This window comes from Blautia sp. AF14-40 (assembly GCF_003479665.1).
Classification (GTDB): Bacteria; Bacillota; Clostridia; order Lachnospirales; family Lachnospiraceae; genus Fusicatenibacter; species Fusicatenibacter saccharivorans.
Genome location: NZ_QUHK01000003.1, coordinates 129579 through 152628 on the forward strand (window position 1 = coordinate 129579; position 23050 = coordinate 152628).

Genomic DNA, 23050 nt, shown 5'->3' on the forward strand with positions numbered 1-23050 from the left:
TCTGGTTTTTATGGTTTCCCTATTTTACGGCAATATGAAGCACACTGCACGCCGGAATGGTAAAGGAAATTCCCTCTTTTATTGCCTGCACACCGTCAAAGCCCTGAACGCCAACCGTCTCCGGCGCTTCAAAGGTGTTTTTATCCTGCATATGGCCGGTTACGATCTCGGCTTTGATCTCGCCGGCTTCTTTTCCAAGAAGTACCGCCTCTACCGGATATGCTTTCTCCAGATCCACATTCGTCATCGTAATATGAAGTACACCGTCTGCATCTACCGAAACAGATTCCGTCAGATTCGGAACCATGTATTCGTCTTCCAGACCAACCTGCTCCGTTTCCAGAGAGCTTGCCAGAAGATCATTTTCCTGATGTACCTGATACAGATCAAAAACATGATACGTCGGAGTTTTGACCAGCTTTTCACCCTCTGTCAGAATCATCGACTGCAGAACATTGACCATCTGTGCGATATTTGCCATCTTGACACGGTCGCTGTGTTTGTTGAAGAGATTCAGGTTGATCCCTGCGACCAGTGCGTCACGCATGGTATTCTGCTGATACAGAAATCCCGGATTTGTTCCAGGCTCTACATCATACCAGGTACCCCACTCATCCACGATCATGCCGACCTTTTTGTCCGGGTCATACTGATCCATAATGGCGCTGTGGCGGCGGATCAGCTCTTCCATATACATCGTCTTTTTCATGGTCTTATACCAGTCTTTTTCCGCAAACTCCGTTGCACTTCCCTTGTGATCCCAGGTTTCCGGCACCGTATAGTAATGAAGCGACAGGCCATCCATCATGCCATGCTGCTGTGGGGAGATTCTGCGGAAGCATGCTTTCATCACTTCCTGCGTCCACTCATAATCATCCGAATTGGCGCCGCAGGCAATCTTCCGGATCTTTTTGTTTCCATCGTAATCACGCACAAAGGTCTGATATCTGCGGTACATATTTCCGTAGAATTCTGGATTCATATTTCCGCCGCAGCCCCAGTTCTCATTGCCGACGCCGAAGAAATCGACGGTCCATGGCTTTTCGTGGCCATTTTCCGCACGAAGGTCTGCCATCGGAGATACACCGTCAAATGTCATATATTCAACCCACTCCGACATCTCCTGTACAGTACCGCTTCCCATATTTCCGTTGATATAGGTTTCACATCCGATCTGACGGCAGAGTTCAAAAAACTCGTGGGTACCGAAGCTGTTGTCCTCGACAACACCGCCCCAGTTGGTGTTGATCATTTTTTTGCGGCTTTCTTTCGGTCCGATACCGTCTTTCCAGTGATATTCATCTGCAAAACATCCGCCCGGCCAGCGCAGTACCGGAACTTTGATATTTTTCAGTGCTTCAACAACATCGGTACGCATTCCGTTCACGTTCGGAATATCGGAATTTTCTCCTACATAGAGTCCTTCATAAATACATCTTCCCAGATGCTCCGAAAACTGTCCCTGGATTTCCTTATTGATTTTTGAAAGCTTTCTGTTCGCATCAATTACTAACTTAGCCATAACTTGTCCCCTTTCGAGATCTTAAATTTGGCTTTATTATAGGAGATGTATCTCACTTGTGTCAATGAGCGTACAAGTTGTTTCCCCATGATTTTTTCAAAAAGTGCGGCCGTCTGGCTGCTGACCAAAAGGCCGCTTGTTTTATTTTTCATTCTGCATACGAAAAAACCGCCCTGGTTTTCACCAGGACGGTTACCGTCCGTGCGTTAGAGGATTCGAACCCCCGACCTTTTGGTCCGTAGCCAAACGCTCTATCCAGCTGAGCTAAACGCACATTTCTTTGTCGCTTTAGAACTCTTTGTTTATCACTCGTTCCCGCTGACATCATGTATATTACACTATCCTAAGAGAAAAGTCAACACCTTTTTGAAAAAAATTTAAAATTTTTTCGAATAACAGTTTTTTGTGAAAATAAGGGCTTTTTCCCCTATTTCACAGTCCGCACCAGGTAGTCTTTCTTTCGCAGTTCCTCTTCAATCAGATCCAGGGTCTGCGCAGAGTCTGCCGATACGGTATGAAAATGTTCCCCTGATGTGATATTCTTCAGCGGCCGTGATTTTCCCTGCCGGATTTCTTCCATAAACAGTGCCACCTTATTTCGTGAACTGATATTAAGTTCCGCCCGCAGTTCTCCGTAAACCTCGTGACGCACAATCACATCCAGCACAACGCCGCCGAAATCCACAATTGTATTCAGCTCGTCCTGCATCTGCTCATCCGTGTGATTCACCTCAAAGACCCGCGTCTCTCTCACCGGGCTGCTGCAGATGTAGCCGCGGTTTGTCGCAATCACATCGTATCCGGCAGCGCGGATCAGGGCAATGTCCTGGACAATCACCTGACGGCTGACTTCACAGCTCTTCGCCAGCGCTGCACCGGAGACCGGCGTCTTACTGTTTGTTATTCTTTGAAGAATCTCTTCTCTTCGTTCCTTTCCACTCATCATAAAACAAGACCTCGCATTTCGTACACTTCCCTTATCTTATCACACTTTCCGCCGTTTCTACAATAGCAGGAAATCATTTTCCAAAAGCTTTGTCAAGGACTAAAACTTTATGAAATTTTCCGGGCTCTCGTATATTCGTCCCGCCAACTGCCAATCATGAACGTATAACAGTAACGAACGGTAACCATACGTTCCATGTTTCAGGAGGATGCATACCATGGCGATCAATAAAGTTGAACTGTGCGGAGTCAATACATCACGCCTTCCCGTACTGAATGCCGAAGAAAAAGAGACTCTGCTGAAAAAGGCCCGCGAAGGAGATGCTGCTGCCCGCGAACGCTACATTCAGGGCAATCTGCGCCTTGTCTTAAGCGTGATCAAGCGCTTCTCCAACAGCAGTGAAAACGCCGACGATCTCTTTCAGATCGGCTGTATCGGCCTGATTAAGGCGATTGATAACTTCGACACGACCTTAAACGTCCGTTTCTCCACCTATGCCGTGCCGATGATCATCGGTGAAATCCGGCGGTATCTGCGTGACAACAATGCGATCCGCGTCAGCCGTTCCCTCAGGGATACTGCCTACCGCGCCATCTGCGCCCGCGAACTTTATCTCAAGCAGAACCAGAAAGAGCCTTCGATCGAGGAAATCGCCGCTGAAATCGGCATTGGAAAAGAGGATATCGTCTATGCCCTCGATGCAATCCAAAGCCCAATGAGTCTGTATGAGCCCGTCTACACGGAAGGCGGCGATACCCTGTATGTCATGGATCAGTTAAGTGATAAGAAAAATAAAGAAGAAAACTGGGTGCAGAACCTCGCCCTGCAGGACGCGGTCGCCCGTCTCAATGAGCGCGAACGCCAGATCATCCGCATGCGTTTCTATGAGGGGCAGACCCAGATGGAGGTTGCCCGGGAAATCGGCATCTCGCAGGCGCAGGTCAGCCGGCTGGAAAAGTCCGCCCTGCGCTCTATGCGGAATTATCTCTCCGACGAGCGGTAACGCCCGCCGTTCACTGAATTTCTGCAAACTCCAGCCGGTAATCCGACGGCGGCATTCCATAGTGTTTCCGGAACACACGGGAATAGTAAAAGGGATCTTCAAATCCGCACGACAGCGCCGTCTGTTTGACCGTCATCCCCATCTGCAGCAGCTTTTCTGACTGCTGCAGCCGATATTCCAGCAGATACTGTCCTGGTGACCAGCCGATTTTCTTCTGAAACAGACGGTTCAGCGTTGTGCGGCTGACCGCCATTTTCCGCGCAATTGTCTCCGCGCAGAACCCACTCCTATGATACCCTGCGGCAATCAGAGCCATCGCTTCCATGATCCGCGGATCTTCCTTCTTTCTCTCCTCCCGCTGCGGCTCCGCCAGATCCTGGTACACGCCCAGAAGCGCAAGCAGCACACCGACGGCCTCCTGGCTGTTCCGGCGATAGAGTTCCATCTGGCAGAGACGCTCAAAATACGGCAGAAGCCTTTCCTGACGGAGAGGCGGCGCCGCCGGCTGCTGTGGGTTCAGTACCGACCGTGCCAGAATCTGCCGGCATTGTTCCCCGACAAAATCAACCCACACATATTCCCACGGCTCGTTCTCATCCGGCGCGTACTGCACCACCTGCTCTGGACAGATTAAAAAGCTCTGTCCGGCGGTAAGTGTGTACGTCTTTTTCCCGCAGGTAAACGTTCCCTTTCCGCTTATAATATAATGTATAATATAGCACTGCCGTACACCCGGCCCCCAGGAATGCAGATCATGGCAGTCCTGCCGCCCGGCATCGACAGGCCGGATCCCGTTCATTTCTGATACAAGCATATTCTTTCCTTTTCCCGTATTTTATTCTTTATGAAGCAAAAATCCATGCTTTTGTCTTAAAATTCCATGGTTTTGCTCTGGAAATCCATCTATACTCAAAGTACATCAAAACTTACGGGAGGTCAATACTATGATCAAACTTACACCGCCGATGGGCTGGAATTCCTGGAACACCTTCGGAGAAAATATCAATGAAAAAATGATTTTTGAAACTGCTGATGTCATGGCCGAGAGCGGCCTGCGCGATAAAGGATACGAATATCTTGTCATCGACGACTGCTGGTCCTTACGTGAACGCGATGAAAACGGCCGTCTTGTGCCGGATCCGGAAAAATTTCCGCATGGTATGAAAGCCGTTGCCGATTACGTTCATTCCAAAGGGCTGAAATTCGGTATGTATTCCTGCGCCGGAAACATGACGTGTGCCGGCTACCCTGGCAGCTATGAGCACGAATTTGTCGATGCGGAAACTTTCGCATCCTGGGATGTTGATTTCTTAAAATACGACTACTGCTACCACAGCCCGATCCTGCACGGAAAATATCTGTACCGCCGCATGGGACTAGCACTCGAGAACTGCGGCCGCGACATTCTCTTCTCTGCCTGCTCCTGGGGTGCTGATGAAACGCATGAGTGGATCAAAGAAACCGGCGCTTCCATGTGGCGTTCCACCGGCGACATCTTTGATACCTGGGATTCTGTCAAAGATCTCGTGGCACAGCAGGAAAAACTGCATCCGTACAACGGCGTCGGCTGCTTCAACGATATGGACATGCTGATCGTCGGCATGCATGGAAAAGGAAATGTTGGACTGGCCGGCTGCAGCGATGTCCAGTATCAGACACACTATGCACTGTGGGCATTCCTTGGCTCCCCGCTGATGATCGGCTGCGACATCCGCGAGATGAGCGACGAAACCCGCCGCATTCTCATGAATGACGAAATGATCCGCATCAACCAGGATCCGCTCTGCCGTCAGCCGTATAAAGTGAAAAACCATGCATGGAATGACAACGTTCTGATTTATGTAAAAGCGCTCGCAGACGGAAATCTTGCTATCGGCATGTTCAATCTCAGTGATGAAAAATCGCGTGCAGCCATGAATCTGGATGAGATCGGCCTTCCGTTCTCCACTGGCCGTACTCTGGAACTTACTGAGGTCTGGACCGGCGAGAACCTGTGTGCAAACAATGCATCCCTTGTCACAGAACTCGAGCCGTTTGCATCAAAAGTATACCGTGCAAAGGTCGTAAAACTCTGATGGCACGCTGTATGCAGTGCGGCAAAGAACTCACACATAACGAGATCGGCGCCCACCGTAAATTTATCAACCGCGGCGCAGAACAGTTTTTCTGCAAGCAGTGTCTTGCCGAGCATCTCGGTGTAACGCCGGAGCTCATTGACGAAAAGATCGAACAGTTCAAGCGACAGGGATGTACCCTGTTTGTATAAGGCCGCTGCATGTAACGCACAGAGTCAGATTTCCATGCATCAGGAATCCGGCTCTGTGTTATTTTTATGTTTTATGAAGGTTTCCATCCGGAATCAGCTCCACGCAGACAATCTCGGGAATGTTATTGAACCGCGGAACCAATTCCGTATTTCCAAGTCCGGACGACAGCACCAGATGCCGTTTTCCATCCTCCGAGTCAAAAATCCCCTTCAGCTGTCCCGGAAACCATCCCATGTCCGGCGCATAAACACCGCCAATGCCAGGCAGAATGACCTGGCCGCCGTGAAGATGGCCGGAAAATACGCAGTCAATGTCCCACTCCTCCAGCCCGTCATTTTTCAGCCAGGCAATCGGAAGATGGCTGAGCAGGATTTTGTAACGGTCGGTGTTCTCAAAATCCCACAAGAACTTACACTCTTCTGGATCCGCTTCGCCAGTTTCCAGATATTTGTCCGGGAGACAGTAACCGTAAATGCCGCCGATACGGAGGGGCTGGCTGTTGATGGTGATGTCTTTATATTCATAGTTCAGGACGGTGGCGCCGGCGGATTCGTAGAGAGCGGTAATGTCTGTACCGTAGTTCTGCTCGTATTCCAGTTCATGGTTGCCGAGGGAGACGTATGTTGGGGCGATTGCAGATAATTCTGCCAGCAGCGTTACCGCAATATTATTATCTGGCTCATTTGCATTTAGAAGATCACCGGTGATCATAATCAAATCTGGTGACTTCATTGCTGCTTTAGAAATCAGATGTTTATTATCCGAACCAAAGATGCTGTTATGGAGATCTGTTATTTGTATCAGACAAATTTCTTCCGAAATTTTCTTCGATTGCAGTATATATGTTATGCTGTTTAGATTATATTTCGATTTTATAACACTTTTTCCTGTTATGCACAGAAGCATAACAACCAATATGCCCACTACCCTACGCAGCTTGTACCCGTTTTTGCATCGTTTTCTCATTCTATTTCTAACCATCTTATATTTTAGATCGAATCATTCTCAGCAGATTCTGCCATTGTCTTCTCACTCTAAAAAAGTTGACTTTCTCAGGATATGCTAATACATAAAAATCATAATTATTTTTAAAGCGTACAATCCCCTCTTTTTCTGCCTGCTCCAGTGCTTCTCTATACTGCTGTTGAAATTTTTCTCCTCGTTCTTTATCAAAATCTTCTTTCCATTTTTGGCACTTTATCAAATCCCACTGCGCTGAATTCAGCAGTTTTAACAATGCCGCCTGATAAAGTTCTTTACACCTTTTTTTCTTAAAAAATTTTATTCTTTCTTCCTGTGCATCATATTCATCAAATCGTTTATTGAGCGTCAAATTTTTTGTTATTCCACACGGATTTGTAAAATAGAAATAAAATACAATATCTGTTACTGCTATTCTCTCACTTCTATAATACAATTGATACGTAATATATTCATCTTCAAATAACCTCCCTTGCGGAAAACGGATTCCATTAAATACTGTTTTCTTAAATAATTTTCCACAACAGGATATATATTTTTCCACGTTTTGACCACAAAAAAGTTTGCTTTCAATTTCCAATCCAGACTGGATTTCCACACAATTCTTGATTTGTAACTCAGCGCATGTATCTACTTCTTCTATCTCAGCAAAACGTTTTAATCCGCAGATAAAGATATCCGCATTTTCCTCTTTCAAAACTTTCAGCTCTGTTTCAAGCATTTTACTATGCACCACATCATCCGCATCAATAAACATTACGTATTCCCCTGATGCAATTTCTAAGCCCGCATTTCTAGCAGAAGAAAGCCCCCCGTTTTCTTTATGAATCACCGTTATTGTCTTCTGTTTTTCAGCATATTCATCACATATCTCGGCCGAACCGTCTGTTGAACCATCATCCACTAAAATAATTTCATATTCCTGACAACTCTGTGCCAGAACACTGTCGATACACCGTTTTAAATAGCTTTTCCCTTGATAAACCGGAATTATAATACTAACCGTTATCATATCTGATCCATCCTTTTATTTTCAAGTAGATTTTTTCTCCCAAAAGCTTTTTAATCATACGATTCGGAAGATATTTCCAATCATTTTTCTTTTCCTCTAACAATGCCTGACGATGTTTCTTATGATACTCTTTTTCTGCTCTTTCCATCCAGCTTGCATGAAACCAATGAACCGAAATTGTTTTTTTTGATTTTCTTCTATATCCTGTTTCAAAATCAATGGGGCACATACAAATGGATGGTAAAATCATAATATTTCCCTCTAAAATCTGCTGCTTATCCTTTTGTTCCAGTCCGTGTTTCAAAAAGATTTCTGTATTAATAACCGGGCATGTCTTCTTATTTTCTGATCCGTCCTCTAAAATAAACGGGATCGTTTGATACATCTCCATCATTTCATACAACAAACCGCATCCCCGTTCAGCGCCAAATCCAAGCCCCGTAGAAATATATTTTTTATTTTCAAATCCAAAAAAAGCACTGTACTTTAGCAGAAAATCAATCTTTTTCACTAATTCTACATCTGTATCAAAATATATCCCTCCATATTCATACACAACCCGGAGTCTTACATAATCTGTAACAAATGCCCACTTTTTCCTATGATATGCGTCAATTACATACTGCGGGCATTCTTTTATATTAAAATTTTTTTCATTCCATTCTACAATAAGATAGTCTGGACAAAACTTCTGCCAGCTTTGCATGCATCGCCTGACCGAATCTGGAATTGGCTTTCCCCCAAACCAGCAATAATGTATTTTTTTAGGAATCATCTCTCTCACCCACGCATTTCAAATCGTCTAATCGAATTTTTCCCCAGGCATTTACGTTCCAGTTAATCTTTAAAGCATGTTTACTATCCTGAATTTCAAATGTAAATGCCGGAAACACCGCATCCAAGTCATCGTAAGTTCCCATTTCGTTTACATTATAAATCACCAGCAATACGAAATATTTTCCCGGTACAAGTCCACGCAGCAGCAATTCCATTTCCAATATTTTGCTTCTTCCTGCAAAAAAGGATGTAAATTCCTGCAAAATTCCCGCTGCAACAGCTCCTCCATCTGCTGATCTTATTTCTGCCCTCACGGATAGATTTGAAATATTTGTTTTGGCCTCAACCGACAAATCAAATTTCAGCTTTTCCTCAAATTCATATACCGGTACCTGTTTGTCCACAAGATGCACATGTGTCATTTTCGCCTTAATAACTGGCGGCAGATGTGCCATTCTCTTATTTTTCAGATCAATATCTACACTTCCGTTTTTAACAGCTGTATCCATATACAAATCAATTGCTCTTTCTACCCCGCCGTCAAATATCAGTTCGCCGTGATCCAGTACAAGGCAGCGGGTGCAAAGCTGACGAATGGTATTCATATTATGACTCACATAAAGAATCGTTTTTTCTTCTGAATTTGCCGCTTTTCCCATCCGTCCAAGACACTTCTGCTGGAATTTCATATCTCCGACAGCCAAAACCTCATCCATAATCATAATTTCACTATCCAGATGAGCTGCCACAGAAAATGCAAGTTTAACATACATCCCACTGGAATATCGTTTTACAGGCGTATCGATAAACTCTCCACATTCGGAAAATGCAATAATCTGATCCAGTTTTTCTCCGATTTCTGCACGGCTCATCCCCAATATTGCCCCATTCATATAAATGTTTTCACGTCCCGTTAATTCCGGATGAAATCCCGTTCCTACTTCAAGCATAGATGCCACACGGCCATTCATTCCAATGCTTCCTTTTGTTGGTGCCGTTACTCTTGACAGCAGTTTCAGCAATGTCGATTTTCCTGCTCCATTGTGTCCGATAATCCCTACTGCTTCTCCTTTTTCTACCTCAAATGAAATATCCTTCAGCGCCATAAAACGTTTTCCATACTCTGGTGTTTTCTGGCCTATTTTCAGTGTCGGATCTTCTTTTTTTCTTATTTTTGCATGGAATCGTTCCAGATCTTCCCGTAATGTTGTTCCCCCGATTGCACCCAGTCTATATTCTTTTGATACATGATCTATTTTGACCATAATCTGTTTTTCTGCCATCCTGTTCTCCTTAAATGGTATCCATAAATGTTCTTTCCACTTTATTGAATAACACAATTCCAAGTACAAATAAGATCATTGTGCTTCCCCACCCCATTCCATAGTATCCTGCATGAAAATATCCTGTTCCGAAAAAAATATAGCGGAATGAAGTGATGATCGGTGTCATTGGATTCAGCATATAAATCTTCATATATTTTTCAGGTACAAGCCGCAATCCATATGCAACTGGCGTTCCATACTGCCATAATTGTAATCCAAAGCCTATCAGCATCGCCAAATCACGATATTTTGTTGTAAGCGCTGAAACAATAATTCCAACTCCCATCGCCAGCATCATCATCTGAATGATCAATATTGGAAATAGAAAGAGATACCCGGACAATCGAATTTCCATTTTCCCTTTCCATATAAAATACAGCAAAAAAATCAAAAACATGGCAAATTGAATACCGAAGGAAATCAAATTAGATATGGTTGACGCTGCCGGAGATACCAGCCTTGGAAAATATACCTTTCCCATAATAGAACTGTTTGTTATAAATGTGTTTGCCGTACTGCTGACCGTCGATGAAAAATAGCTCCAGCAGATCGTACCTGCCATATAGAACAGAAATGCCGGAATTACGGTTTCTTCTGTTGCTTTCACATCCAGCGTAGTCAGGTTTGCCAGTGAACCAAAAATCACAGTGAACACTATGGTTGTTAACAGGGGCTGTATCACCGCCCACAAAGGCCCTAAAATTGTCTGTTTATATTTTGAAACAAAATCTCTTCTCACAAATAAAAAAATCAGGTCTCTATACTCATATGTTTCCTTTAAATGAAGATTGATCCATTTTGAATTTGCCGTAATAACTGTTTTAAATTGTTGTTCCATCTTTTTCTCTCTAACCTTAAACTTTGATTTTTCTTATAAATATTTTGATTCTTTTCGGTATCATGAAACGAAGTTTTCTCACAAACAGAATTCTGTTTCTTCGTTTCTGATACCACCGTTCCACACATGCATAGTTCTGTTTTTGCAGTTTCATTACTTTCTCCCGCTGCCGTTTCAGTACAGACGGCTGTACCAGCTGTGCATTATATTTTGCTGCCCGCTGATAAGATGACGGATATTTTATAATGTTACTTCCATATTTCGCAAGCATAGTCCTTCCCTGATCATTATTCACAATCAGACAGGAGACTCCTTTTTCTTTCTCTATTTCACCTCCATATTTTTTCAAATATTCCGGGTGCACCAGCTCTATCCCCCAATAATCTCCTATGGTAATATCACCCTGACGATATTCTGATGCAAACGGACAAAAATAGCAGCTTTTCCGGTATGTGTATCCATTTAAAAACATTTGATAATAGGAGCTTTCTTCCGGTTCAAAATATCTTTCTTTCTGACTTCCATCCCTGTTCTCCAATATCATTTTTCCGTATAACTTCCACCCGCTGCTTTTATCTCGAAAATAAAATCCTGCTATTTTTTTTCCTTCTTTCGATTCTATGTATCCTAAATAATTCTGGAATAATTTTGCGCTCGGTACACCATGACATATAATTTCTATTGTATATAAATTTGCATACGTTCTCTGAAGGTATCCTCTCAGTCCTGCTATCTGACAAGGCGTTCCACTAAACAACACAGTCTCGTTATGTTCCAGATGCCGCTTAATTTCAACATATACATTTTCCAAATTGCTTTGTACATATTTTGAACCCTTTAATTTACAAAGTTCCTCTATTTTATCTATCCCGATATGTTTTATTACTAAGTTTTGGTTTTCATAAAGCATAGCACATCCATAGACAATTCCTTTTCTTTTTAGCACTTCCTGCGCCAGCACGGTAAAGATTCCCCCCGAAGCATTTTCTTCCAGATCAGCGTCCTTTGCCTGTGCCGCATACGTTTCTTTTCGTGATTGCTCTTTTTTCTCAAAACTGCAGACTTTTAAACATTTTCCGCACTCCGTACACTTCGATTCATCTATTTTAGGATAATCAAAACCATTTTCATCCTCTTCCATGTAAATCGCATGTCTGGGGCAGCATTTACTGCAGGCTCCGCATCCACAGCAATTTGTCTCATTCTTTTCGGAAATTATATTTCTCATTTACCCTTTTCCCTATTCTAATGCTTCTTTTATTGCTTCAAGCTTTCGATACTGATATCTTGTGTCCGGTTCCAGAAAAGCACCTTCTCCCCATTCATTCCATGCATTAATAAATATTACCGGCTTTTCCTCTTTCCGTGCTCTTTGTACCAGTATTTTCATATATTCAGCAAACTTTTCTACGGAAAATCCACTGACCATAACTCCATGTTTATTTCTTGGCGTATTATCCCAATCCACAAAACACCCCGGCCAAAAATTTTTCTTCCATTTCGCATTTAAAATCAAATCCCATATCTCATCGTAAAAATACATTCCCAGACTCTGCTCTTTCTTCCAATACATTCTTCCTTTCTTCTTTCGACATTTTCGATAAAACGACACCATTTCCTCTCCACAAAATTTTCTGATCAAAGAAATTTTTCTGCTTGTTCCAGGTAGCTCCTGGCTTTCGATATTTCGTGAATATACAGGCTCAAATTCAATTTGATAATCAAAAATATCGTTTCTGTAATACATATCTGAATAATACGCCGGAAATTGAAATGCCAGACATAAATCCGGAAAGCCTTCTTCTTTTGCTCTTCTTCTAAAATACGATGCCATCTTATAAATATCGATCATTTGTTCCGGCTTATAAACAACGAGCAATGGGCGCCCATCTACTGTTATATATCGTTCATCTTGAAAAAAATTCAGCAGATACTGAAAGTGCCGTTCCCACTCTTCTTTTCCGCCATAATCCTGCTCCATGATGATTTCCTGATCTCCACCATCCCAGTTCTTACTCCAGTTTTCATTGGCCCAGCAAAAACAAAATGGGATCTCTATTTTTTTGTTTTTCAGCATTTGTTCCGCCGGTTTTTCCAACAACTTCTCACCATGTTTAAACCAATAATGATAATAGCAAAATCCGAAAATCCCATATTTTTTTGCCAGATTACTTTGCCAGATCTTTACCTGATCATCCATTAAATCATAATAGTTAAGGTCCAGTGGGATTTTGGGCTGATCATGCCCGGAAAATAATGCTTGTGCTTTTCGTACATTTGTCCATTCGGTAAACCCCTTGCCCCAGCATTGGTCGTTCAATGGTATTGCATGAAACTGAGGCAGGTAAAATGTAATCAGCTTAACTCCTTTCCCATCCTTAACTTCTGCCATTTTTCTTCCCCTCACCTTCTGTTTTTTCCATGATTTTTTCAAAACATTCCAAAAGACATCTCAAACGAGTTTCAAACTGAAAGCTCACACCGCTTTTCTTCTGAATCTCAGCAATTTTTTTGAGTCTCTGATATCTTAATGCACGAAATTTATAAAATTGATATATGCCTTCTCTCCCATATCGTTTCCAGAAATACGTCATCGTTCCATTTATTCGAAGGGTGAATTGTTTTTCATTAAAATCATGCTGTTTCTCTAAAGTCGCTCCCTCCAGATGAATAATCTTTGCCTGTGGTATATTATAAATTTTTTCACCTCTTTTTTTAATTCTCCAGGACAGCTCTTCCTCCTCTGCATACATAAAAAAATCCTCATCAAATCCTCCCAACTGCTCAAAGAGTTTTTTCTTCACCATCATGTCTGCCCCAAATATATAGGCAACTTCTATCTTTTGATTCGTATCGTTAAAATCTTTTCTTCGTATCTGCAATGCAGGATGTTTTCTGTATAATTTTTGTTCTGCTTTTGACAGCATCAAATACCGCCAGGATGCATATCTCTTTTCCGTTCCCAAATCATCAAACCTTAAACAAAAAGACGGACACGGCATTCTCTCCGGTGTATATAAATTTCCGCCTGTACATCCCATATCTGGATTGTTTTTCATCTCTTCCCATAAAATTTTTACTGCATTGTTCATCAAAACCGTATCGGGATTAAGAAAAAATACATAATCCCCCGCTGCGTATTTTGTTCCCAGATTGTTCGCTTTTCCAAATCCAAGATTTGTTTCTGCCTCTATCATCTTAACGCTGTTTTCAAATTCCGCCTGTAATCTTTCTGCTTCTTTGTTCTTTGATGCATTATCCACGATAATAATCTCAAATTTTACATCCGCAGTTTGTTGAAATATTGAATTGACACAATCGATTGTTAAGTCTATGGAATTGTAATTAACAATAATAATTGAAACATCCATACGCTATCCTTTCCATTTTATTTTTTCCTTTATGCTCTCATACCTCTCTTTTCCTAAAATACTTCTGCATATTCTGTTCGGCAGATGAATCATACAGTCCATATTTCTTAGATATTTTCTTTTTTTCTTTTCTTTTTCTGTAAGCCATGATGCTTTAAAATGATGAATCGAATATGTATTATCTGTCAATTCACACTTATGACTTTTCCAATTGATCGGGCAGAAATACTCTGCTGGATAAATATGAAACTTACAAATTTCCTGTTCCACATTTTCTTTCTTCATTCCCAGTTTTACCAGTGCCGCTGTGTTATAATAAGGACACGTTTTTAAATTTTCTTTTTTCTTCTCAGCAAAATCAATCTCTTTATAAATATCCATCATCGCCTTCACGACCGGATGAAAAGCAGATGCGCCAAACCCCTGTCCCGTATTCACATAAACCTCATCACATTCTTCATCCACTTTCTTCTCAAATCCGATATAGCCATCTGTTTCTAACAAATCATCCAGTGATCGAATTAGTTCGACATCCGTATCAAGATAGATTCCTCCATACTGGTAAATAATATCCAGTCTGGCATAATCAGATACAAACCCCCAGCGTTTTGCCTGATACGCCTGCTCCATATATTTATTTTTATGAACATCATAATTCTTGCTGTTCCATTCCATAATTTCATAATCCGGACAATATTTCTGCCAGCTCTTAATACATTCAATTACCAGCAATGGTTTTTCGTTTTCCCCAAACCAACAATAATGAATTTTTTTCGGTATCATATAAACTCCTGGCAATAAATAGAATATTTTGCATAATCTTTATTTAAAATTGCTTTTGCAAGAAAATAATATCTGTCCTTTTTTTTCAAATACTCTTTAAAATTAGTACAGACAAATTCACATTCCCCTGCAAATACAGCCCTTTTTATTTTTTCCGGCAGCATAACAATCCTCCGGCAGGTAAATACAATCTGTCTCATTACCCTTTGATAATTCTCGTAGTCAAAAGGAATCTCCATTTTCTTTTGAATCTCAGCCATTAACAGCATAATCCAATAAGAATCTACTCTTTTTAGATTTTCATCATGCTTCTGTGTAATACTCTCTCCATGAATTCGATATGCATACACTGCATCAGACAAACAATCCACTTTATTCGCCATTGGAAAAATCACAGCTCCGATAATTGCATCCTCATACCAATAGCTCTCCGGAAATTTCAATCCTTCCCACAGTTTTGCTTTCATCACCTTTAAACAGGGGCCTCCCCAATATTGATTTCTTTCTTTTGGCAAATGTTCTTTTTTTATCATTCCAAGAAAACCATTTTTATCAAAGCGATAGCCATTTCCCTCTACAATATCCGCATCTTCCAGATACGCTTTTGACAGCAAACACTCTATTGCATTCGGTAATAAAACATCATCCGAATCAACAAACATAATGTATTTGCTTTTTACTCTTTCAAGTCCTGCATTTCTTGCACCCGAATACCCTTTATTCTCCTGCCGAATAACTTCTACACATGGATTTTTTATGTATTGATTTAAAATTTGCCCGCTTCGATCCGTCGATCCATCGTCAATTGCAATTATCTGAAAGGAATATTTTGTTTTTTGCAGGACGATCGACTCCATACATTCCTTCAGCCAGTTTTCCGAGTTATATACAGGCACTATAATCGTGAGATCATATCGAATCTCTCTGCTCCTGTTTTCAGAAAATACATCCGGCGACACGGGCGGTGCAACATCCATCAGTATTCTCTTCGCATCCTGTGAAGAAAGTGTAATCTTTTCTTCCCGTATCTCATAAGCAATCCATGCCGCTATTCTTTTAAAAATCATTTTCAACCTCCCTTTAAATCAGGCTGAATATCCACCACCAGTTTTTCTTTATCATATACAACAATATTTTTTGTTTTTCGGGCACATCAAATTCCTGTATTTTTAATGGACATCTTCTCACTACAGGATCGTTCAGTAGTTTCCTACAATACACTTTTCTCTCACTCCTGTCTGTCATTTTACCTCTTTCCTTCAGTCCGACTAATATAACAAACCATGTCAGCCAGTTCAATTGCTGCTCAAAACAATACTCTTTTCTATTTTTGAATTCTATCTCTGCATGTTCTATTATTTTCTTACACGATTCCCATCTTCCCTCTCGAAATGATTTCGAAATAGAATCTGGATTATACCAGTAATGATAAATTCCGGCTTCTTCTTTATAGTAAAATTTTTGTGTACATAAAATCACTTTTGCACTGAAAAGGATGTCTTCACTAAACTTAATCTCTTCGAAAAAAAATATCTGATTTTTCTTCAAAAAATCCGTTCTATACAATGCTCCCCATGCTCCAACAACAGGTCCCAAAGTTAATTGCCTCGTAGCCAGCAGTCTTGGATATATTTCTTGTAAAATTCTCTTTCTATCATAAATTCCTCCCTGCATTTCTCTTACTGTTTCCACTCGACATGGAACATTTCTTTCCATCCCTGGCCATTCTGTCCGAAATGCTCTATATCTGACGAAATCTACCTGATATTTCTGCGCCAGCTCATAGAGCTGCTGCAGACCGTCTTTTTCCAGCCAGTCATCACTGTCCAAAAAGAAAATATATTTTCCAGTTGCCACTGTTATTCCCCTGTTTCTTGCAGACGCAAGTCCTCCATTTTTTTTATGAATCACTCGCACTCTTCTATCTTTTTCCGCATATTGATCGCATAAAACCGGACTCTGATCCGGTGATCCATCATCAATCAATATGATTTCTATATTTTCTACCGTTTGATTCTGCACGCTGTTTACACAACGTTCTATGTAGGCTTCGACGTTATAAACGGGGATAACAACAGATATTATCGGCCTATTCATTTTTCTTTTCTCCTGTTATTTTCGCTAAATATTCTTCTGCTTCTTTCCTCTCTTTCTGCAGGATGGACTCGATCCTTTGCCAGTTTATCTTTTTTGCTGTCTGCAGTTTTTTCACATGATCCATCTTCCTGTCCTCCACTCCAAATACTTTCAATAAATCATTCATCCGCGTATTGATACGTTCTTTTCTTTCGATCACAAAAAATTCTTTATGGAAAATTAATGCAAACGCTGTTGCATGAAATGAATTAGAAACTACAGCTTCCGCATTTAAAATTAAATTTACAAATTCCAACGGCCCAATATCTGCACATACTTTGTCACAGATTTCTGTTTTAAAAACCGACCAGATCTCTGTTTTTGTTTTTTTAGAAATTTTTTCCGCAATTTCCTCTGCCACGCAGTTTTTATCAAAATCATAAAGCAGCACATACTTTTTATTCGTCTCTGTTTCCGGCAATATTTTTTTCCACTGACACTGTTTCAGCAAAAAAACGGGATCACAATTTCTTTGAGACTGAAGTCCCATTTGCTTCACCAATGCAGCTCCTGTCTGCTCTCTGACCGAAACAGCATCAAAGGATTTAAGCCATTCCTTCATACGCTGTCGGTCTTCTTCTTTTAACGCATCAACTGCAAAACTCGCCGCATACGATGCCCTTCTTCCCTTTTCCGTAAATTGCAGAAAGAATGCAGGATCTTTTCCATTTGGAAAGATTGGATTCCATATCTGATCGCTCCCTGCCAGATACAGGTCTGCTTCTTCTATATTTTTTAGTTCTTCACACGTTCTATATGTTGTATCTGTCAGTTCTAACGCATTTTTCCGGAAAGCATCAAATCTATATTTTCTTTTACTGAATAATTTTTTTATTCTTCCTGGCATCTTCACCAGCAAATAAATCTCTCGAATTCCTGCCCTGTCATATTCTGGATTATTTACCGCTTTCAGACTATAATGCCTGCTTAGGTAGTCCGGCTTATAGTCAATAATTTTTACCTCATGACCGCAGTCTTTCAAATATTGCATTAATGCATATGCCTGTAAGCTTGCGCCTGCATTATATACATCATGGCAAGTGATAATTCGTATTCTCATTTCTATCCTCTGCAAATACACTCTATTTTGTTGATTTCCTGCCTGTTAGAATAATCCTTTTTCCTGCACTCCTGCACCAGCTTTTCAAGCCGTTTCGGTTCCCGTAATATTTCACTGATTTTTTCTCCACACGCTCTGTTTTCCAGCGGCACTATGATTCCATCTATTCCGTTTCTCAGCTGACTTTCTGCTGTTGGATATCCCGTAATAATCACCGGTTTTCCAAGCATTTGAGCTTCCCTTACAGCTACACAATTCCCCTCATATCTTGATGGCTGCACATAAACATCACACGCCCTGATATATGGATATGGATTCTCTTTTTTCCCCAGAATTTTTACATATTGTTTCATTCCTGTCTCACATATTCTTTTACGGATTTGCTTTTCATTTTTTCCAAAACCAATTAAATACCAGGTTACTTCCAATCCATTCTGCCTGATTTGCCGACAGATATCCGGCACATTATCAAAATTTTTAGCATAGCAGAATCTGCCAATTGACAATATTTTTATCCCCGATGCATTCATTTCTTTTTCCACCGAAAAACTTTCTGCCTGTCTTTTGATGAGCTGTTCCGGCAAAATATTTTTTATCAATATCATTCTATTTTTTAATGTAGGAAATTTCTTCAAAAATTCTTTTGTAACTGCCTCTGAGATAGATGCGATATAATCATATGCCTTCCACATTTTTGTTTCGGATAAAATATCAATCTGCACCTGGGAATAGTCCGTATGGATCCATGCGATCTTTTTCTTGGCATTTACTTTCTTCGTTACAATATAATGTGGTGTCAGAAAACTTACCGCCAGATCATACTCCTTTTGGGGTTGTATTCGCGGCATAAAAGGGCTGGTATATTTATGGCTATATTCTAAGTTCACATCACTATCTCGGTAATTATGCTTATGATCATAAATCACCGCCGCTGTTTTTCCATATAGCCTTGCCATTGTTAATAAAACATGTCCCTCTTTTAAAGTTGCCTTCATTGGGTGCGCCAAAACTGTATACGCAGCTTTTTGCGGAAGCAGATGAACTTTATCCGGAATCGCATCCATTAATTCTCCTTCCTGACGAAGCAAAAAAAGATCTATTTCCCATTTGCTTTCATCCAGTGCTTCTAAAAATCCTATCAGACTTCTTTCCGCACCACCCAATTCCAATGCATGTGATACAATTAACATTGTTCTCTTCATATTCGAAACCTCTTAAATACATCTACTCCCCAAATCCTATGAATCGGTCTTGTTATCTTCCCTCGTAATTTTTGTGTCTTGTTCATCCAGGATGCCGCGTACCAGTGAATAGAAACCGTATCTGCTGTTTTTTCCAACTTTCCCGTTGCACTGTCATATGGATTCAAAACATTCACCGGATACACTGCCGCTTCCCATACTTTTTGTTTCTGCCCATTCTGTTTTAAGCCTAATGCTGTCAATGCTTTTGTATTCAGTTCCGGACACATTCTTACTCCATTCTTTCCATCCAACAGCACATCATATTCTTTCAGCATCGCCTGAATTACTGTTCCATGCGCAATGGACCCAAAGCCCAGTCCCGTATTTACATACCGCTTATTTTCAAATCCGAAATATGCATCTTCCTGCAATAGCTTTTCCAGTGGCCGAATCACTTCCACGTCTGTATCCAAATAGATCCCTCCATACTTTTCCACCGCCCAAAGTCTGACATAATCGCTTAAATATGCATACTTTTTTTCCGCATAGCACATTCGTGTATATCCATTCATGTCTATGTCAAAATTTTCTTCATTCCATTCGATCATTTCATAGTCCGGGCAATACTGATGCCAGCTTTCTATGCACTTTAAAGCTAATCGGGATTTCTTCCCTTTCCCAAACCAACAATAATGTATTTTCTTCGGTATCATGTATCCATCCCTTTCTATCACACCTTTTATTCACTGGCTATCATTCTTGCATTGCTTTCTAATTTTCTTTTATGAAAATAGTCATAGACTTTCTCTGGCAAAATTCCCACAAGAATTGGCCGCATCGTACATAGGTATCCGCTTATCGGCAGCCCCAGTTTTCGGACCGCTATTCCTTTTACGTAGGCCTCATTTATTCTGTATCGAAGCTTTCTTCTCTTATATGCTGCTCTGTCATCCCGCATGAGATAAAGCTGTTTTGGAATATTTTTACCTCTGTATCCCGCCTCATACATTTTTATCCATAAATGATAATCTTCTACCCGTAAAATACTTTTTTTCTCTGTGTATCCAGCCACTGCATCGTATGCTTCTTTTCTTACCATACATGGTGCATGGCAAAACGGAGATCCATACAGAAAATCCTTTTTCTTTGGATATTCCGGATGACTTATCTTTCCCCATATTCCTGTTTGATCAAAATATCCCATATCTGTGCTTACGATTGAAATTGTTTTCTCTGTTTCCAATGTTTCATATTCAGCCGCAAATCGTTCCGGCAGACAGATATCATCCCCGTCCATTCTTGCAATGTACTTTCCTTTGGCCGCTTTCAGACATCGGTTCAAGGTATAATTAAGTCCCCTGTTTTCTCTGTTTCTCAGTAAAATCATTTTTTCCGGATATCTTTTCATATAAAGCTCTGCCACTTCGTACGTTGCATCGGATGATCCATCATCGCACATAATCAACTCCCATTCTTTCATTGTCTGGTTTAAAATCGACTCAATTGCTTCTGACAGCGTATCCGCACAGTTATACATTCCCATAATTACACTGATCTCTGGATTTTTCATATAAGCCCCCATATAAAATGCATCTGATAATAAAAGAATCCAATATATCCCAAAACAGCAGCACTTTTTATAATTTTCGCCGAATTCTCTGTAAAAATATTTTCCATTTCCCAGGGAAGCAAAATGGACGCAGAATACACAGATCCATAGGAAATCAGCCGTCCTATGAATATACCGGAAGTTTTCATCGATACAACTGCAATTCCACTTGTTAAGATTGAGAAGTTTGTCATAATGTTAATTACCGGGTTATCCGCTTCTTTGATCTGCCTGCGTCCAACCACAGAAAAAATCATAGGAATAGAATAGACGAATACTCTGATTGGATTGGTTCCATTATCCTCCCACTCTTTCCAGTCCGTTACCATATTAGAATACTGTGTATTTGACAGCGCATCGTTCATCCCATCTGTAAACCTGTTTACAAATATCAGTATTAAAATGCATCCTAAAATACACAGCACACTCTTTTTATTCCATGCTTTCCCCTGCACAATAAAGATAATCGGTACCATAAGAAGCGCTGACGCATGGAACGTTGCCCCTAACAGGATAATTACTGTCAGTGATACATATTTTCTTTTCAGAAGCAATGGAAATCCCGCCATAATAATTGCAATTGCCAAAAACTGGCGAATACCATTCTGACACCAGGACATGTAATCCGTTCCTGCAACAAAAATAAATATACTCATCCAATAGTTTTCACTATATTTCCGGTAGATAAATGCCATGCATAACATTTGTATTGCAGCTATGATCAGAAAAAAACAAACAGATGAATTTCCAATAAAGCTTTTTAAAACCACCATGAAAACGGAAAAACCTTTATCTTTTTTTATTCCCTGAAGATAGAATGGGAGCTCAGCTATCCTATTCGGTGCTTCGCTGAAAACTCTCCGGTATGCATAGGTGTCTCCAAAATTATCAGATCGTAATGCTGCTGCTATTATGTACGGAATCACCAGCAGCACCGCCGGTGCCATCTGCCATCTTTCTTCGATCCTTCCCATAACGATCTCCTGCTTTTTCGGCAGAAATCTTGTCAGAATTATCCCTGCTGTCAAAATCCAAATTAATTGAAACCAATAGTTCGTTATGGACATCTTTCACATCCCTCCTTTTGTTTTACTAAAAGTCTCTTTTTTCATCCTCTCGCAGACTCTGCACTGTTTTCTCCACCACAACTTCTTTCCGAAACTCTCTCTCCATCTTCTCTCTCCCCGCCTGTCCCATCTGCTCTCGTTCTTCTCTGCTGCAATGCAGCATCTCTTTCATTGCGTCATACAGCATCTCTTTATTTTTTACCTCAACCAGCAGACCGCTTTTCCCATTTTCTACGCTCTCCCTGCACCCCGGAATATTGCTTGTGATGACTGGGCGGCCTGTGGCGGCGGCTTCTAAAATGACATTGCTCATTCCTTCATGGTAACTGGGGAGCACTATGCAGTCTGCTTCTATGTAAAACGGACGTGGATCCGACTGAAAGCCGTAGAAATGGGCGATGCTGTGTTTTTCCAGTTCTTTTACCTGCTCTTTGTATTCATCTTCAAAAAAACCAACCAGATCAAGGACAAAGTTTTCGTTTTCTTTTTTCAGATGCCGGACGGCATAAAACAGTTCGTCGATTCCTTTTTCTTTCATAATTCGTCCAAGATACAGGAAATGGATTCGTGTGTGCTTCGGATAAGGCTGCATTTTGTATCTTTCCAGATTAATTCCTGCTCCGGCCAGGACGATCTGGCGATCGGCGGATATGATTTTTCTTTTACAAAATTCACTGGCATTTTCTTTGTTTTCAAAAAAGACGTATTTCACTTTTTGGAACGCTTTTCGATATAAAATTGTAACAAGCCCAGTTAAGACTGGTTTTTGAAATGCTGTTCCCAACCCCTGTACATTGGCATAATACGGAATTTGCTTTCGGCCGCTGAGCAGGCCTATGTAGATATTCGGTTTTATGGAATAGGTGAGTATACGATCTGGTTTCACTTTTTTCAGCAGACGCTCATAATCCCATAGCAGCTTTGCTTCCGTAAATGGATTCACCCCACGGCGGTTCATGGATATTGGAATGCACTGGATTCCCATGTTCTGGAAATCTTCTTCATTCCCGACAAATGGCATCGCCAGAATCACTTCATACTCTTTCTGCAATGCTTCCGCCAGTTCTCTTCGAAACTGCCAGAACATATACGAATGGTTTGTTACAATCAGAAGTCGTTTTTTCATTGCTCTTTCCCGTTTCATGTAATATCCCGCATCATTTAATTAC

General features: G+C 41.0%; 23 protein-coding genes and 1 tRNA gene. 3 read left to right on the forward strand and 21 right to left on the reverse strand.

Features of this window, described 5'->3' with window-relative positions; all coding sequences use genetic code 11:
* Positions 1 to 19 precede the first annotated feature (19 nt).
* From DWW13_RS03750 to DWW13_RS03760, 3 genes are all read right to left on the reverse strand, one after another.
* Entirely contained in the window at positions 20 to 1522 is a 1503-nt protein-coding gene (locus DWW13_RS03750; RefSeq protein WP_118719272.1) for an alpha-N-arabinofuranosidase, read from the reverse strand.
* 200 nt (positions 1523 to 1722) lie between these two features.
* A tRNA-Arg gene (locus tag DWW13_RS03755) sits at positions 1723 to 1796 on the reverse strand.
* 153 nt (positions 1797 to 1949) lie between these two features.
* A complete protein-coding gene (locus DWW13_RS03760; RefSeq protein WP_055220692.1) occupies positions 1950 to 2465 on the reverse strand; it encodes a transcription repressor NadR in 516 nt (171 codons plus the stop codon).
* Positions 2466 to 2685: 220 nt separating this feature from the next.
* On the opposite strand from DWW13_RS03760, the gene sigG reads away from it, so the two are divergent.
* Positions 2686 to 3471 carry an RNA polymerase sporulation sigma factor SigG gene (sigG, locus tag DWW13_RS03765; RefSeq protein ID WP_055220491.1) on the forward strand — a complete coding sequence of 262 codons (786 nt, stop codon included), beginning with the start codon at positions 2686 to 2688 and terminating at the stop codon, positions 3469 to 3471.
* A 10-nt stretch (positions 3472 to 3481) separates the two neighbouring features.
* Here the strand turns inward: sigG and DWW13_RS03770 are convergent, their stop codons facing one another.
* Positions 3482 to 4285 carry an AraC family transcriptional regulator gene (locus tag DWW13_RS03770; RefSeq protein ID WP_118719274.1) on the reverse strand — a complete coding sequence of 268 codons (804 nt, stop codon included), beginning with the start codon at positions 4283 to 4285 and terminating at the stop codon, positions 3482 to 3484.
* A gap of 130 nt (positions 4286 to 4415) precedes the next feature.
* Here DWW13_RS03770 and DWW13_RS03775 point away from each other — a divergent pair, with 130 nt between their 5' ends.
* Both DWW13_RS03775 and DWW13_RS03780 read left to right on the forward strand, forming a co-directional pair.
* Positions 4416 to 5546 (forward strand): glycoside hydrolase family 27 protein, encoded by a 1131-nt coding sequence (locus tag DWW13_RS03775; RefSeq protein WP_118719276.1) that lies wholly within the window; start codon positions 4416 to 4418, stop codon positions 5544 to 5546.
* The gene (locus DWW13_RS03780; RefSeq protein ID WP_022461561.1) at positions 5546 to 5737 is read left to right on the forward strand and encodes a hypothetical protein; all 192 of its coding nucleotides are present in this window, start codon (positions 5546 to 5548) and stop codon (positions 5735 to 5737) included. The genes DWW13_RS03775 and DWW13_RS03780 overlap by 1 nt, the downstream gene beginning before the upstream one ends.
* A gap of 64 nt (positions 5738 to 5801) precedes the next feature.
* On the opposite strand, the gene DWW13_RS03785 is transcribed toward DWW13_RS03780, so the two are convergent.
* From DWW13_RS03785 to DWW13_RS03865, 17 genes are all read right to left on the reverse strand, one after another.
* Entirely contained in the window at positions 5802 to 6719 is a 918-nt protein-coding gene (locus DWW13_RS03785; RefSeq protein ID WP_118719278.1) for a metallophosphoesterase, read from the reverse strand.
* A 1-nt stretch (position 6720) separates the two neighbouring features.
* The gene (locus DWW13_RS03790) at positions 6721 to 7731 is read right to left on the reverse strand and encodes a glycosyltransferase family 2 protein (protein ID WP_118719281.1); all 1011 of its coding nucleotides are present in this window, start codon (positions 7729 to 7731) and stop codon (positions 6721 to 6723) included.
* The gene (locus DWW13_RS03795; RefSeq protein ID WP_070103219.1) at positions 7718 to 8506 is read right to left on the reverse strand and encodes a glycosyltransferase family 32 protein; all 789 of its coding nucleotides are present in this window, start codon (positions 8504 to 8506) and stop codon (positions 7718 to 7720) included. The genes DWW13_RS03790 and DWW13_RS03795 overlap by 14 nt, the downstream gene beginning before the upstream one ends.
* The gene (locus DWW13_RS03800) at positions 8496 to 9791 is read right to left on the reverse strand and encodes an ABC transporter ATP-binding protein (protein ID WP_118719283.1); all 1296 of its coding nucleotides are present in this window, start codon (positions 9789 to 9791) and stop codon (positions 8496 to 8498) included. The genes DWW13_RS03795 and DWW13_RS03800 overlap by 11 nt, the downstream gene beginning before the upstream one ends.
* Positions 9792 to 9801: 10 nt before the next feature.
* Positions 9802 to 10671: an ABC transporter permease gene (locus tag DWW13_RS03805; RefSeq protein ID WP_118719285.1), complete on the reverse strand. Its 870-nt coding sequence runs from the start codon at positions 10669 to 10671 to the stop codon at positions 9802 to 9804.
* Positions 10672 to 10687: 16 nt separating this feature from the next.
* On the reverse strand, positions 10688 to 11899 hold the full coding sequence (locus DWW13_RS03810) for a Coenzyme F420 hydrogenase/dehydrogenase, beta subunit C-terminal domain (protein ID WP_118719287.1): 1212 nt from the start codon (positions 11897 to 11899) through the stop codon (positions 10688 to 10690).
* A gap of 12 nt (positions 11900 to 11911) precedes the next feature.
* Entirely contained in the window at positions 11912 to 13063 is a 1152-nt protein-coding gene (locus tag DWW13_RS03815) for a glycosyltransferase WbsX family protein (protein WP_118719289.1), read from the reverse strand.
* Positions 13050 to 14042 (reverse strand): glycosyltransferase family 2 protein, encoded by a 993-nt coding sequence (locus DWW13_RS03820; RefSeq protein ID WP_118719291.1) that lies wholly within the window; start codon positions 14040 to 14042, stop codon positions 13050 to 13052. The genes DWW13_RS03815 and DWW13_RS03820 overlap by 14 nt, the downstream gene beginning before the upstream one ends.
* 3 nt (positions 14043 to 14045) lie before the next feature.
* Positions 14046 to 14825, reverse strand: coding sequence for a glycosyltransferase family 32 protein (locus DWW13_RS03825; protein WP_118719293.1), 780 nt, complete (start codon positions 14823 to 14825; stop codon positions 14046 to 14048).
* Positions 14822 to 15892 carry a glycosyltransferase gene (locus tag DWW13_RS03830; protein ID WP_118719295.1) on the reverse strand — a complete coding sequence of 357 codons (1071 nt, stop codon included), beginning with the start codon at positions 15890 to 15892 and terminating at the stop codon, positions 14822 to 14824. The genes DWW13_RS03825 and DWW13_RS03830 overlap by 4 nt, the downstream gene beginning before the upstream one ends.
* Positions 15893 to 15905: 13 nt before the next feature.
* Complete coding sequence (locus tag DWW13_RS03835) at positions 15906 to 16922, reverse strand: glycosyltransferase family 2 protein (protein WP_118719297.1); 1017 nt, start codon at positions 16920 to 16922, stop codon at positions 15906 to 15908.
* Positions 16915 to 18021: a polysaccharide pyruvyl transferase family protein gene (locus tag DWW13_RS03840; RefSeq protein ID WP_118719299.1), complete on the reverse strand. Its 1107-nt coding sequence runs from the start codon at positions 18019 to 18021 to the stop codon at positions 16915 to 16917. The genes DWW13_RS03835 and DWW13_RS03840 overlap by 8 nt, the downstream gene beginning before the upstream one ends.
* A 2-nt stretch (positions 18022 to 18023) precedes the next feature.
* Entirely contained in the window at positions 18024 to 19223 is a 1200-nt protein-coding gene (locus tag DWW13_RS03845; protein WP_118697627.1) for a glycosyltransferase, read from the reverse strand.
* Positions 19220 to 19918, reverse strand: a complete 699-nt coding sequence (locus tag DWW13_RS03850; RefSeq protein WP_173815180.1) for a glycosyltransferase family 32 protein — start codon at positions 19916 to 19918, stop codon at positions 19220 to 19222. The genes DWW13_RS03845 and DWW13_RS03850 overlap by 4 nt, the downstream gene beginning before the upstream one ends.
* Before the next feature lie 26 nt (positions 19919 to 19944).
* The gene (locus DWW13_RS03855; protein ID WP_118719303.1) at positions 19945 to 20775 is read right to left on the reverse strand and encodes a glycosyltransferase family 2 protein; all 831 of its coding nucleotides are present in this window, start codon (positions 20773 to 20775) and stop codon (positions 19945 to 19947) included.
* Positions 20772 to 21761: an EpsG family protein gene (locus tag DWW13_RS03860; protein WP_158579741.1), complete on the reverse strand. Its 990-nt coding sequence runs from the start codon at positions 21759 to 21761 to the stop codon at positions 20772 to 20774. The genes DWW13_RS03855 and DWW13_RS03860 overlap by 4 nt, the downstream gene beginning before the upstream one ends.
* Positions 21762 to 21906: 145 nt before the next feature.
* Positions 21907 to 23025, reverse strand: coding sequence for a glycosyltransferase family 4 protein (locus tag DWW13_RS03865; RefSeq protein WP_243025997.1), 1119 nt, complete (start codon positions 23023 to 23025; stop codon positions 21907 to 21909).
* Positions 23026 to 23050 lie beyond the last annotated feature (25 nt).